Below are 13,861 nucleotides of genomic sequence, written 5' to 3' on the forward strand. Positions count from 1 at the left end.
TGTTTTTGACCTAAAAATAGAGAAATTTTCTTCACTTTTACTTTACAAAGCTTTTTATTCTGATAATAATGACAGCGTTGTCATAATGGTAATGCCTAATTACAGTGTATCCCAATTAGGTTTGATCTGGCCTTGCTTTGATTGCACGCGAAGTAAGGTTCAGATCCCATTTTTCTTTGTACTCAACACCGAGCCTATACTATGCAAATTGTTATTTTGAATGATGCCGCAGAAGTGGCAGCCTATGGCGCAGATATTTTCTCAACTCAGTTACAACGCAAAGCTGAATCAGTCTTAGGCTTGGCAACTGGCTCAACACCAGTGGCTCTGTACCAGGAGCTTATTCGTCGTAATCGAGAAGGGTTGGTTAGTTTCAAAGACGCAACCACGTTTAATTTAGACGAATACCTCGGACTACACGGCTCCCACCCACAAAGCTATCGCTATTTTATGGATGAGCAGTTGTTCAATCATATTGATGTTGATAAAGACAAGACACATGTTCCACCGGGTGATGCCAAAAACCCACTTACTGCATGTCAAGATTATGAAGCACGTATGGCAGCCGCTGGGGGCGTTGATTTACAGCTATTGGGTATTGGTCGTAACGGTCACATTGGCTTTAACGAGCCTTCATCTGGTTTAACGTCTCGCACGCGTGTTAAAACCCTCACCCGAGAAACTATCGAAGACAACGCACGTTTCTTTGAAGAAGGGGAGTACCAACCACACCTATCTATCACCATGGGTATTGGCACTATCTTAGATGCCAAAAAAGTGGTTTTGCTGGCCACTGGTGAAAACAAAGCGGAAGCTGTTCATGCAATGGTTGAAGGGCCATTAACAGCCGCTTGTCCAGCTTCAGCCTTGCAATTGCACAAAGATGCAGTGATCGTGGTTGACTTAAAAGCAGCATCTAAGCTTAAAGATATTGAATTTTATCAACATATTGAAGCTGAAAACCAAAAGCTTCAAGACTACCTTGCCTCTCTGTAGTGTGGAGTTACACTATAGCTTTAAGCCCGAAAGGGCTTTTTTTTTGTTTTTTTTCAGGAGTCATGGTGTGCCCTGCAAGGTGGTAAGAGTTTAGCTTTTTGCGTGTATGTGGTAGCTTTATGCAAACATTTTAGACAAGGAACAGGCTTTGTTACATTACTCGTATATGCACCTCAATCGTGCCACTAACGAACGCAAAGATCAGCAGTGGTTAAAACAACAAATAAATTCAAACAGCCGTTGGCTACTCATTGACAAAGACCGAAACCTAGTCAATGTCGCGTGTTGTGAGTTGCAGTTACTCAGCCTAAGTGAAGTCAGTCGATTTGATAAAAAAAATGCCATTTTACTCGGTGTTGATGAACAACATAGTTATTTTGCTTTGGATGTATCAGGCTCTGAACACACGATAGGGCTGCTTGCAGATAACGAGCTTGAATTTGTTGATATGCGCAGCATAGGCCTGCAACTGGATTACAGCATGGCCTCGGTTGGCGTGTTGGCAAGAGGGTTATGTTATTGGCATAAAACCCATCGTTTTTGTGGTCGTTGTGGCTACACAAATGAGAGTATTGAAGGTGGGCACGCTAGGCTTTGCCAAAATAGCCAATGTAAGCATATGACCTTTCCGCGAACAGATCCTGCGGTGATTATGTTGATAACCCACACATTTGAAGATGGTGTTGAGCGTTGTTTAATGGGGCGTCAGGCGAGCTGGCCTGAAGGCGTTTATTCAACACTGGCTGGGTTTGTTGACCCTGGCGAAACGCTTGAACAAGCAGTGATAAGAGAGGTTAAAGAAGAGGCTAACATCGACGTCGTTGATGTGGAATACATTGCTTCGCAACCTTGGCCATTTCCATCATCACTGATGTTAGGATTTATCGGTAGAGCAGCCTCTACAGAGATTAAAGTTGATCAAGATGATTTAGAAGATGCGCAATGGTTTTCTCGCGAACAACTAAATGCGTTTGGACAATGGGGAGATAAAGACTCGGGTTATAAGCTAACTCGTCCAGACTCGATATCTCGTTATTTAGTTGAATATTGGCGCGCACATATAAAGGTGTAAAAATGAAAAAGAATACGAAGTTAGTAAGTGCCGGGCGCAAACCGCAATACACGCAAGGTGTGGTAAACCCAGTTGTACAGCGCGCCTCAACCGTGGTGTTTGACAGTGTGGCAGACTTACATGAAGCCATCAAAGAGCGTGGTAACAGAACATTGTTTTATGGTCGCCGAGGTACGCATACCCATTACGCTTTACAAGATGCAATCATGGAGCTTGAGAACGGTGCAGGTTGTGCTTTATACCCCTGTGGTGCTGCGGCTATCAGTCAGTCATTGTTATCCTTTTTAAAAGCGGGTGATCATTTATTGATGGTGGATACCGCTTATGAACCGACTCGAGACTTTTGCGATAAAATCTTAGCTGGCTTGGGTATTACGACGACTTATTATGACCCCATGGTAGGTGCCGGTATTAGCGATTTGATTCAAGAGAATACCAAGGTACTGTTTTTAGAGTCGCCAGGCTCTATCACGATGGAAGTACAAGATGTACCATCTTTAGTCAAAGTGGCAAAGCAACATGGTGTGATCACTATGCTGGACAATACCTATGGTAATGGTTGGCACTATAAACCGCTCGACCATGGCGTTGATATCAGTATTCAGGCAGCTACTAAGTATATTGTCGGGCACTCAGATGTGATGATGGGGGTAGCGGTTGCCAACGAAGAGTACTGGCCTACTCTTAGAGAAAACTCTTATTTGTTAGGGCAGTGCACTTCTGCTGACGATGCATACCTTGCTTTGCGAGGCCTGCGTACTATGTCAGTCAGGTTGGCGCAACATGAAAAGGCTGCGTTAACAGTGGCAAAGTGGTTAAGCGAGCATCCACTGGTGGACCATGTAAGGCACCCTGCGATGCCCACTTGCCCAGGGCATGAGTTCTTTAAACGTGATTTTAACGGCAGTAATGGTTTGTTTTCTATTGTGATGCGCAAAGGTACCCAAAAAGCAATTAATGCGTTTCTAGATGCGTTAGAGCACTTTAAAATGGGCTTTTCATGGGGAGGCTACGAGAGTTTGGTTACAGCTAACAAGAGCGTGTCAGGGCTTCGCAGTACCACAGGTTGGGCACAAGGGCCGATTATACGCTTGCACATTGGTCTTGAAGATGTAGAAGACTTGATCTCAGACTTGCAACAAGCGCTTGAGGTTTATGAGCAACACTGCAACTAAGGCAATTTTAAACTAAAAAGCCCGCTTTATAGCGGGCTTTTTAGTCAACTAGCAAATTACGTTATAACGATGTCTTTTCTTCTAGTTCTTTAGCCGCGTCAGGATCGTTAAACACATCCAAATCAAACTCTTTCTCAGAGTTGGCAACGATACAGGTGACCATACAGTCACCTGTGACATTCACAGCAGTGCGTGTCATATCAAGCAGTCTATCTACGCCAATGATGATGGCAATTCCCTCAACAGGTAGGCCGACTTGATTCAGTACCATAGCCAGCATAATAAGGCCCACGCCTGGTACACCAGCGGTGCCAACCGATGCGAGTGTTGCAGTTAAAATCACCATAAGGTAATCAGTAATAGTAAGGTCTATGGCAAATACCTGCGCGATAAAGACCGTTGCCACACCTTGCATAATAGCAGTGCCATCCATATTGATGGTCGCTCCCAAAGGAACGGTAAACGAAGCCACTGAGTTATGCGCACCTAGCTTTTTCGTAGCTGTTTCGAGAGTTACCGGCATCGTGGCACTAGAGCTTGAGGTACTAAAGGCGAACATACACGCATCTTTCATCTTCTTAAGGAAGGTGAAGGGGCTCAGGCCTGTCAGCATTTTTAAGATAATGGAATAGTTGATAAGGCCATGAATAAATAATGCAAGCAGTACCACAAAGAAGTACTTAGCCAGACCAGCTATTAGCTTAATATCTATGGTGGTGAACAGTTTTGCCATTAAGAAAAACACCCCGTAAGGTGCTAAATTCATCAAAATGGTAACCAGCTTCAGTACCACGGTATTTAGGTCGTCAAACACCTTGGCAACACGTTTACCTGGTTCACCACTTAACGCCATTGCAATGCCAAATAGTAGTGCAAAAACAATAACTTGAAGCATATTTCCATTCGCCATGGCGCTAATTGGGTTGGTTGGAAACATGTTAATGATAACTTGCGCAAGCGTTGGTGCTTGTTGTGCGTCATAGCTTGCATTGCTCGGTAATTCTTGGCCAACACCAGGGGCAAAAATCAATGCAAGTGAAATGGCAACAGTAATGGCAATCGCAGTGGTCATCAGATATAAAGCAATAGACTTACCACCAAGTCGACCGAGCTTTTTCGGGTCACTTAGGCTACAAGTACCACACACCAAAGAGATAAATACTAAAGGAACAACCAGCATTTTTAAGCTGGCAATAAAAATTTGCCCACCAACGTGAAACAATCCGTCAACTAAAAAGCTTTTTACAGGAAAGTCAAACAGACCTAATGGGATTAAATATTCAGGTTCGCCAGCAAACAATGCTTGAAGTAATAAGCCCAGAATAATACCGGCTAGCATGCCCAGCATAATCCGAGTGGTTAAACTCATTTTGTTATTTTTTTGCATGTTCATAAGTGAGATTGACAACAATAGATCTGCATAGCCTAACAGGCCGTCTGCATTTGACCAAAAAAAATCGGTGAGAAAATACGAAAAAACTGTGATTTTTGAGCGCTTTCTAAGGTAGTATGAGGAAAAATTTAACTTCAAAATTGTGCTAGGGAGAGGGGTTAATGCCTTTGATGCGCTGGTTAAGCATTACGATGCTGAGTTTACTACTGACCGCATGTGGTGGCGGTGGTTCAATCGAGAAAAGTACGGATGGTACGGACAATACAACCGATCAAGCGGGTGAAATTGTATTGACAATTCAAGTGGCTGATAGCGACGGAAATACACTTGATGAAAACAACCCCATTTCGCAGAGCCGTACTGGTACTGTTACAGCAACGCTGACCAAAGGAGATGAACCAATCACGGGGAAATTAATTCAGTTTAACTTGCTCCATGCGGGTAGATTGAGCCCTGAGACCGGTACAGGAGCGACCAATTCAGCTGGTATCGCCTCGATTACCATAGCCAGTGGAGAAAACCGAGGCTGGGGCGAAGTCACTGCAACCTACACGGATTCTGAAAACGAAACTCATACCGATAAATCAGTATTTTACTCATCTGGCGATGAGGCTAACGCGCAAGAAGATAGCACCAAGTTAACAATGAAGGTATTGGCAGACTGCCCAGCAAGTTGGGAAAGTCAGCGAGATACAACGCCATTAGATGAGTTGGCTTTAGAGTGTACTGCCACCAACAAGATTGATGCGATTCAAGAAGTTGATGTGTTGGTGGGCGTGGCTAGCACTAAATCTGGGCTTGGCATTTCAGGCGTACTCGTAGAGTTGGAAGCGGATATAGGTACGATTTTATCGGGTGAGAAGAGTGTAACCGACAACTTTGGCTTTGCATTGTTTAAGTATCGCCCACCTTTGCAAGGCGGCGCAGGACAACTTAAAGCCAGCTTCAATGATGTCGAGGCTGAGTTTGCATTTACCAGTGGTGCTGAAGATCTGTCACTGACCATCGATAACGGTCTTCGTAAAGACTCTGATGGCAATACCATTGCGTTAGGCGCAGGTGAAACCACATTGTTAACAGTTGAGATCAGAGATCAAAATGGCGACTTTGTTACGGCCCCTTTAGATGTGGCATTTTCTTCTGGATGTGCAGAGAGCGACAAAGCGCAAGTAGATGGTAATGCTACCAGCGTCGGCGGTATTGCCTATTCAACATACAAAAACCTAGGGTGTGATATTGCAACAGGCGATACGGTTTCTGTGACCATTTCAAAAGGTGGCAATTCGGAAACGCAACAGGTTGTCATTCCTGTGTCACCGGCCAAACCACAAGCAATTGAATTTGTTGATGCATCTGAGAGTCTTTTAGCGCTTCGAGGTACTGGTGGGCCGCTGCGAAAGGAGTCATCTGAGTTGACCTTCAAACTTATTAACAGCCTAAGTGGTGGTGCAGCAAATCAGCGGTTAGATTTCAGACTCAGAGCAAAACACAGCGACGCAACGCTCGTGCCACAGAGTGTACGCACAGACTCATTGGGAGAAGCGAAGGTCATTGTTAGCTCAGGTAATGTCTCGTCTAGCTTTGTGGTGCAGGCTTGTTTTATTCCCAATGAACTGATCCCAAGTAGTAGTAATGATGAAGTAACCTGTTGGCAGGAACGTTTTGACGAATGCACGTCTTCATCAAGGCCGGATGATTGTCCTAGTGGCGTGATCACATTAGTGCCTCAAGATGAAGCTATTATGTCGGTATCAAGCCGTTTAAGTGTAACAAGTGGCTTACCAGTAAACTCTACGATGTCATTGTCTGTCGAGACTGTTAATACAGAAACGCTTAGCTTTAGCAATAAAGAAGTGCCAATTGTTGTTAATGTGGCTGACAGATACGGTAACTTTGTGCACGATGGTACAAAAGTGTATATCAGCGCTGAAGGTGGTGCGGTTGGCACCGTTGATGGCACGCAGTTTAACGCAGAGTTAGAATGTGAAACCACAGATGGTCGGTGTAGTGCAACTTGGGTGAGCCAAAATGTAATCCCATTTGTTACCAATAAGCCTGCGAGTGACCCTCGTAGTCCAATTGATTGTAGTCAGCCAAATCAGGTTGGCTGCTCGGAAAAATACTGGGGCAACGAAATTGGCTCATTTAATCCCAAGTTACTATATAAAGCCAAAAAGTCGTATTTAGTCGGTCAGGGAAATTCTGCGCCGAGTCACCAGCAAATTTTAAATGTAGGTAATAATCAGTTAAGCACCATCGAGTTAGAAGCGACGCGTAACTGTGATTTATACTTTGGGAGCTACGCACCCTGTACTTATGGCATTCTCGACGCTTCGGTACATGAAGATGGTGTACCTTTAGCTGGTCGTGCGACCCTGATTGCCATCACCGACGGCGAAGAAAACTTCAACGATGTCAACGGTAATGGTTTGTTTGATGAGAACGAGTTTAGCTTGGTTTACGATGTACCCGAGGCATTTCGTGATGACAACGAAAATGGTAGCTATGAAGGCATAAATTGCTTACCAAACAGTGATTCAAACCCTTGCTCGCCGTTAAGTACTAATGCGGGCCATTTCGAAAAGTTGTGGGATGGTAATGGCGATGGAAGCTTTACTGATAAAGATAGAAAATACAATGGGTTGAGTTGTACCGTTGCACAACAGCAAGCGGGGGCATGTAGCAAGTCCATTATTGATGTATTTGATAGCGCCGAAATTATTATGTCAGGTAGTCGAGCATATTTCCGTTTTGTAGTGGCAAAAGATGCAAATTTGGCCAACGATCACACGATACCGCAAGATTGTAGTGATCTAGTAATAGATGGCGTGACAGCACTGGAGCTTGAGTCCTCAGAGTTAGATGGGCTCTGTGATGTTAAGGAAGTTAATTTTGATACCTCTACGACAATAGGGAGTGTTGAAGTATTCCTATATTTCAGCGATATAAATAATAATCCGTTGCCAAAAGGCACTGAGATCCAAGTTAGCGCTGATAACGGGTTATATACCGGTGGCACGAGCTATGAAGTGTCGAATTCGTCGCAAAAAAGCGCCTCAATGATTAAATTCAGCATTGCCAATGAGATAGAGGCTAACCAAAAGGCCGAAGGTGAAGTTTCAATTGTGTTTACAACGCCTGCTGGGGAGACAACAGGCGCAAGGCTGACAGTCAGAGACGCAGGGTAATGAGACTTAAAAATGCCAACCTTCGGGTTGGCATTTTTGTACTGATTCCTTTATATTGCGCTGCTTAAATTTGGCTTTGTACTTTTTGCTTAAAATAGCAACAGTAATTGTGTAATTAATCATTAATCAGCTAAAAGATTGTATTTAAAGCTTGTAACAATAGGTGTTTGTAGATATACCTATAAATATTAATCGCCCGAGACGGGCAAAAACTCAGACAAGAATGGGTCAAAAATAGGCAGCTATGGGCAAATCGCTAGTAATTGTAGAGTCTCCCGCAAAGGCAAAAACAATTAATAAATACTTAGGTAAGGACTATATCGTAAAATCCAGTGTTGGACATGTGCGTGACTTGCCAACTTCCGGTGCAGGAAAGACAAAAGGCTTGGCTACTAAAAGTCCAGCCGAAGTAAGAAAGATGTCTCCTGAAGAAAAAGCCATATATAAGAAGAATAAAGATTACGCGAATCTCGTTGCGCGTATGGGTATTGACCCAGAAAAAGGCTGGGAACCCCACTATGAAGTACTGCCAGGCAAAGAAAAGGTGGTACAAGAATTAAAGAAGCTCGCAGAAAATGCTGACCACATTTATCTGGCAACCGATTTGGATAGAGAGGGGGAGGCCATTGCGTGGCACCTTGAACAGATCATTGGTGGTGAGCCAGACAAATACAAGCGTGTGGTGTTTAACGAAATTACCAAAAACGCAATTCAACAGGCATTTGAAACCCCAGGGCAATTAAACACTGACATGGTTTATGCGCAACAGGCTCGTCGTTTTCTAGACCGAGTTGTTGGCTTTATGGTGTCTCCATTACTTTGGCAAAAAGTAGCCAGAGGCTTGTCGGCAGGGCGAGTACAGTCAGTTGCGGTACGATTGCTGGTAGAGCGTGAAAGAGAAATTAAAGCCTTTGTTCCTGAAGAGTTTTGGGATATTCACGCAGATGTAACCGCAGCTAAGCAACCGATCCGCTTAGAGGTTACAAAGTATCAGGGTAATGCCTTCAAGCCAGTTAATGAAGCGCAAACCATGCAAGCTGTTGCTGAGCTGGAGAAGAGTGCTTACCGTGTTGTAAAGGTTGAAGAAAAGCCAAGTAAGAGTAAGCCTAGCGCGCCGTTTATTACCTCCACTATGCAACAAGCTGCCAGTACGCGTTTAGGTTATGGTGTGAAGAAAACCATGATGTTGGCTCAACGTCTATATGAAGCCGGTTACATCACCTATATGCGTACCGATTCAACCAATCTATCAAACGATGCGGTTGCTATGTGTCGCGATTATATCGGCTCGCAGTTTGGTGATAAGTATTTACCTGCCAACCCAATAAAATACAGCGCAAAAGAAAACGCTCAAGAAGCGCACGAAGCAATACGTCCATCGGATGTGAATGTTTTGTCGGGCCATGTTGAAGGGGTAGATGCGGATGCCAAGAAGCTGTATGAGCTTATCTGGCGTCAATTTGTCGCCTGTCAAATGACACCAGCAGAGTATGACCTGACAACGCTGACTGTGGCAGCAGAGGATTATACGTTAAAGGCTAAAGGTCGCGTAATGCGTTTTGATGGTTGGACTAAAGTGCAACCTTCTGTGCGCAAGAAAAATGAAGAAGAACAGTCATTACCAGCTGTTAAAGAAGGTGATGCGATTGATTTGGTGGCGCTGGATCCTAAACAGCACTTTACTAAGCCACCAGCTCGATTCAGTGAAGCTAGCCTTGTAAAAGAGCTTGAAAAAAGAGGAATAGGTCGTCCTTCTACCTATGCTTCGATTATCTCAACGATTCAGGACAGAGGGTATGTACGAGTTGAAAATCGCCGTTTCTTTGCAGAGAAAATGGGCGAAATCGTTACTGATCGTCTAGTTGAGAATTTCAATGATCTGATGAACTTTGACTTCACGGCCAAGATGGAAGATAGACTCGATGATATCGCCGAAGGTGAGCGAGTTTGGACTCAGGTGCTAGATAAGTTTTATGCTGACTTTTCAAAACAGCTTGAAGTTGCCTCCGGCGATGAAGCTGAAGGTGGCATGCGTCAAAACATGATGGTTGAGACGGATATTGATTGTCCGACCTGTAGTCGCAAGATGGGTATTCGTACCGCGTCTACGGGCGTGTTTCTTGGTTGCACAGGATACAACCTGCCACCAAAAGAGCGTTGTACGACAACCATGAACTTGGTGTCAGGTGATGAGGCCATTGCAGCTGATGTTGAAGATGTTGAAACTGAAACTCTAATGCAGATGAAGCGTTGCCCAATTTGTGAAACGGCGATGGATTCATACCTAATTGACGAAACGCGTAAGTTGCATGTATGTGGTAATAACCCTGCATGTAAAGGCTATGTGGTTGAAAAGGGAACATTTAAGATTAAAGGCTACGACGGTCCTATCATTGAGTGCGATAAGTGTGGCTCAGATATGGAGCTTAAGTCGGGTCGTTTTGGTAAGTATTTTGGTTGTAGCAATGAAGCGTGTAAAAATACTCGTAAGCTACTTAAAAATGGTGAGCCTGCGCCACCGAAGGAAGATCCTGTTCACTTACCAGAGCTGGAATGTGAAAAGTCAGACGCATACTTTGTGTTACGTGATGGCGCGTCAGGTATTTTCTTAGCCGCTCATACGTTCCCGAAATCGAGAGAAACTCGGGCACCAAAAGTGGCTGAACTGAAGCGTTTCAAAGATAGAATATCTCCTAAGTTCCATTATTTAGCAGATGCACCAGAACAAGATGACGATGGTAATCTAGCTGTTGTGCGTTACTCACGAAAAACCAAAACTCAGTACGTTATGACTGAGGTTGATGGTAAAGCCACCGGCTGGAAAGCCACATATGAAGGTGGAAAGTGGGTGATTGAAACCAAAGCATCGAAGAAGAAAAAGTAATAAAAAAAGCCGGGGAAACCCGGCTTTTTAGTGAAGTCTGAATGAGGTGTGCAGACATAAAAATCTGAGATCAGATATCAACACTACTTACTGTTTGATAGCTGTTGCTTGTTAGTTCTTCATTCACACAATCTAATACGTATTTTTTAAGATCTTGTGCGTCTACGCCATCGTCATTTGCCCACTCTAAGCACATTTGCGTAAACTCTTGTACTAGCTCTTGAGGTGCAACTGTTTTCTCGTCAGCGAAGCTGCTTGTAGCAACGAAAGTGAATGCTGCTACCATACCAAGAAGTGTTTTTTTCATTGTTTTTGCCTTAAGTTAATTGGACATGCACTTTTTAAACTAAAAACTTAATGTTGAACAACGAAAAAATTTTCTCGTAAAGAGTAAATAAAGTGATGTTAGCTTTCCCGTATTGAATGAATCGCAATAGTGTAAAATTGAGGCTTGGTTGACATTAGCTGCTGACATATATCTATGGCTAATATTTTGATTTAACATGAGAAATACTCTCTAGACTCAGCACTTCGACAACATGGGAAAAACAATATCTCTCTAGAAGCAAATCGATATGAAGAACACTTTTATTAATTTGCTTGCTGCAATAGTTTTTATTTTCAGCAGCAGCCATACTTGGCAACTCAATGTCAGCAGAAAAAAGAAATTGACGAAAAATGAATTACTGTTTATTTTCTCGCTGATGTTTCAAGAAGGGCCATACTAATCACTGGTCAACCCAATATTAAGCAGATACTCGCTCACAATACGTAGCGGCCATTGTTTTTTACTGTAGTCATAATATTGGGATGATTTTGAATGACAGAGCCTAGTGTTATTAGTGTAATTCCACCTATCGTTGTTTTAACCCTTGCCATTTTGCTACGCAGACCGATTTTAGCGCTTGTTATTGGTGCCTTGGTGGGTTTGGCGTTAGTAGATGTGGGAACTATTTTACCCAATTTTGCCGATGCGTCGCTCAAAGTGATGGCAGATGAGACCATTGGCTGGCTAATCCTAGTATGCGGCAGCTTTGGCGCGCTTATCGCGTTGTTAGTACGTACAGGTGGCGCGCTGGCCTTTGGTCGCAATGCATTAAAAATGGCTAAAGGGCGTAAGTCTTCACTATTAATGACTTACCTTTTAGGGGTTGTTATCTTTATTGATGACTACTTAAACGCGCTAACGGTTGGCGAAACCATGCGTAGAGTCACTGATAAATTCAAGATCTCTCGTGAAATGCTGGCCTATGTGGTGGACTCAACAGCCGCGCCAATTTGCGTGCTGGTCCCACTGTCTACATGGGCGGTGTTTTTTGGTGGGTTGTTGGTCGACAACGGGGTTGCGGAGCAAGGGCTGGGCATAACCACTTATATGCAGGCGATACCTTACATGCTGTATGCTTGGGTTGCCGTGATCATGGTGCCACTCGTTGCTCTGGGTATCATCCCTCTATTTGGGCCGATGAAGCGTGCGGAACTTGCCGCGCGTCAAGGGCAGCCTGCTTTAGAGCAAGTAGACTTGACTGACGTACACACACCAGACGACTATGCTGCAAAGGCGATAGAGCAGGAGTTCGAGCATGCAGATGAGCAAGGTAAGCTTTATAACTTTTTGTTGCCTATCGGTTTACTTGTGGCATTTACGGTGTACTTTGATATTGATGTATGGAAAGGTTTGCTAGCGACATTGGCGGTTACAGTTCCGTTTTACTTAGCACAAAGACTAATGCCTCTTGCTGACATGCTTGAGCAGATGATCGATGGTTTTAAATGCATGTTGCCAGCAATTGGCACGGTTATCGCCGCATTTATCTTTAAAGATGTGTGCGATCAGTTAATGCTACCTCAGTATGTGATCAATTCGCTCAGTCCATATATGACTGCGCAGTTACTACCTGCAATGGTATTTTTATCGATGGCGATTCTAGCGTTTGCTACAGGGTCGAGCTGGGGAATTTTTGCTGTTACAATCCCAATTGTAATGCCGTTAGCCGTGGCGGTTGAAGCAAACACGGCGCTAGTAATAGGCGCATTGCTGTCGGCATCTTCTTTTGGTAGTCAAGCGTGCTTTTACTCGGATTCCACGGTGTTAGCAGCGCAAGGTTCAGGCTGTAATTTGATTAGCCATGCGGTGACACAATTACCTTATGCACTCATTGCAGCGGTGATAGCGTTTATCGGTTTCTTGTTGATGGCTTAAAGCTACAAAGGGCATCTTTAAGGTGCCCATAATTTGTTAGATGTCGGTTTGCTTATCTAATCTGCTTGTCACTTAACTGATCTGATAAGGCACATTACATAAAAACCGCCTGCAAATCACAATTGAGTATGGGAAGTGGATAACTACGATGACCGAGGGCAGAGAAAGTTACAGCATTTCTCTGTCCCAGCTTGGTGGTTACTGTGTGAGTTTTACCCTGATATGCTTGCTGTACCATTCCAGCGCCATCGAACCAAAGCAAGGTTAAATACGGTTCAATGTATTGCCATTTACCTTTGAGGTCCGTTTGATTACGCGCTACCCATTGACCAGTGTGTTTCATTTGAATTTGCATATCAATATCGGCGCATTCGTGCGTAAACAATAAGTCAGGCACTACAACTTCGCGCGTCTTGGTAGGGAAGTATAATCCCATATTACCTTGCGTATAATAATGATTATCTTTGCTAAACACCTGAATGCTTAAGTCCTCATAACCCATTCCTTTCACTACGCGTTCAACGGCACTGATGAGTGTTTGATCACTATCTTGTGGGTGATATAGCAAACTCGGTTGATTGTATCGTTCTGGTGATTGCAAATTAGTAAATTGATAGCGAACTTTTTCAATTTCAAGAAGGGCTTGTATTTTTGCATGTTGCGCCTGCGATAAATCACGCGAGTAAATATGGATAACTGGGCTTTGGCAAGCAGCTATTAGCAATGCCAGTAATAGGGGGAAAAGTGCTTTCATGATCTGCCATTTGATTACGTTTGTAATCCTATGTTGCTATAGATTACATTTGTAGTCAATATTGTAAAGTTATAAATACTGAATAAAGGACGGCACCACTCAATACGATTAAATAGACCGCCTTGTTTACGAAGGTGTGTGAGTGAGACATAATGCCAACATGGGTTACACATAAGAAAAAGTAATCGTAACCATA

At 43.7% G+C, this 13,861-nt stretch carries 10 protein-coding genes; 7 read left to right on the forward strand and 3 right to left on the reverse strand.

Features of this window, described 5'->3' with window-relative positions:
• Positions 1-201: 201 nt before the first annotated feature.
• The 3 genes from nagB (at position 202) to L1070_RS06405 (ending at position 3,243) form a co-directional block, all read left to right on the forward strand.
• Positions 202-996, forward strand: a complete 795-nt coding sequence (gene nagB / locus L1070_RS06395) for a glucosamine-6-phosphate deaminase (RefSeq protein WP_237124901.1) — start codon at positions 202-204, stop codon at positions 994-996.
• 148 nt (positions 997-1,144) lie between these two features.
• The gene (nudC, locus tag L1070_RS06400; protein WP_170829124.1) at positions 1,145-2,068 is read left to right on the forward strand and encodes an NAD(+) diphosphatase; all 924 of its coding nucleotides are present in this window, start codon (positions 1,145-1,147) and stop codon (positions 2,066-2,068) included.
• Positions 2,069-2,070: 2 nt separating this feature from the next.
• Positions 2,071-3,243 (forward strand): cystathionine beta-lyase, encoded by a 1,173-nt coding sequence (locus L1070_RS06405; protein WP_237124902.1) that lies wholly within the window; start codon positions 2,071-2,073, stop codon positions 3,241-3,243.
• A gap of 61 nt (positions 3,244-3,304) precedes the next feature.
• On the opposite strand, the gene L1070_RS06410 is transcribed toward L1070_RS06405, so the two are convergent.
• The gene (locus L1070_RS06410) at positions 3,305-4,630 is read right to left on the reverse strand and encodes a dicarboxylate/amino acid:cation symporter (RefSeq protein ID WP_237124903.1); all 1,326 of its coding nucleotides are present in this window, start codon (positions 4,628-4,630) and stop codon (positions 3,305-3,307) included.
• A gap of 167 nt (positions 4,631-4,797) precedes the next feature.
• On the opposite strand from L1070_RS06410, the gene L1070_RS06415 reads away from it, so the two are divergent.
• Positions 4,798-7,824 carry a hypothetical protein gene (locus L1070_RS06415; RefSeq protein ID WP_237124904.1) on the forward strand — a complete coding sequence of 1,009 codons (3,027 nt, stop codon included), beginning with the start codon at positions 4,798-4,800 and terminating at the stop codon, positions 7,822-7,824.
• Between the two features lie 244 nt (positions 7,825-8,068).
• A complete protein-coding gene (gene topA / locus L1070_RS06420; RefSeq protein WP_237124905.1) occupies positions 8,069-10,708 on the forward strand; it encodes a type I DNA topoisomerase in 2,640 nt (879 codons plus the stop codon).
• A 70-nt stretch (positions 10,709-10,778) separates the two neighbouring features.
• On the opposite strand, the gene L1070_RS06425 is transcribed toward topA, so the two are convergent.
• Positions 10,779-11,015: a hypothetical protein gene (locus L1070_RS06425; RefSeq protein ID WP_070984895.1), complete on the reverse strand. Its 237-nt coding sequence runs from the start codon at positions 11,013-11,015 to the stop codon at positions 10,779-10,781.
• A gap of 268 nt (positions 11,016-11,283) precedes the next feature.
• Between L1070_RS06425 and L1070_RS06430 the strand changes: the two genes are divergently transcribed.
• Both L1070_RS06430 and L1070_RS06435 read left to right on the forward strand, forming a co-directional pair.
• A complete protein-coding gene (locus L1070_RS06430) occupies positions 11,284-11,436 on the forward strand; it encodes a hypothetical protein (protein WP_237124906.1) in 153 nt (50 codons plus the stop codon).
• Positions 11,437-11,528: 92 nt separating this feature from the next.
• Complete coding sequence (locus L1070_RS06435; RefSeq protein ID WP_237124907.1) at positions 11,529-12,911, forward strand: Na+/H+ antiporter NhaC family protein; 1,383 nt, start codon at positions 11,529-11,531, stop codon at positions 12,909-12,911.
• Between the two features lie 94 nt (positions 12,912-13,005).
• On the opposite strand, the gene L1070_RS06440 is transcribed toward L1070_RS06435, so the two are convergent.
• Entirely contained in the window at positions 13,006-13,665 is a 660-nt protein-coding gene (locus L1070_RS06440; RefSeq protein ID WP_237124909.1) for a hypothetical protein, read from the reverse strand.
• Positions 13,666-13,861: the final 196 nt, after the last annotated feature.

Source organism: Pseudoalteromonas sp. MMG022 (assembly GCF_021654245.1).
Taxonomy (GTDB): Bacteria; Pseudomonadota; Gammaproteobacteria; order Enterobacterales; family Alteromonadaceae; genus Pseudoalteromonas; species Pseudoalteromonas amylolytica.

Coding starts and splice junctions, on each gene's coding strand:
- nagB (WP_237124901.1), top strand. CDS start 202: ATGCAAATTGTTATTTTGAATGATGCCGCAGAAGTGGCAGCCTATGGC.
- L1070_RS06405 (WP_237124902.1), top strand. CDS start 2,071: ATGAAAAAGAATACGAAGTTAGTAAGTGCCGGGCGCAAACCGCAATAC.
- L1070_RS06410 (WP_237124903.1), bottom strand. CDS start 4,630: ATGCAAAAAAATAACAAAATGAGTTTAACCACTCGGATTATGCTGGGC.
- L1070_RS06415 (WP_237124904.1), top strand. CDS start 4,798: ATGCCTTTGATGCGCTGGTTAAGCATTACGATGCTGAGTTTACTACTG.
- topA (WP_237124905.1), top strand. CDS start 8,069: ATGGGCAAATCGCTAGTAATTGTAGAGTCTCCCGCAAAGGCAAAAACA.
- L1070_RS06425 (WP_070984895.1), bottom strand. CDS start 11,015: ATGAAAAAAACACTTCTTGGTATGGTAGCAGCATTCACTTTCGTTGCT.
- L1070_RS06430 (WP_237124906.1), top strand. CDS start 11,284: ATGAAGAACACTTTTATTAATTTGCTTGCTGCAATAGTTTTTATTTTC.
- L1070_RS06435 (WP_237124907.1), top strand. CDS start 11,529: ATGACAGAGCCTAGTGTTATTAGTGTAATTCCACCTATCGTTGTTTTA.
- L1070_RS06440 (WP_237124909.1), bottom strand. CDS start 13,665: ATGAAAGCACTTTTCCCCCTATTACTGGCATTGCTAATAGCTGCTTGC.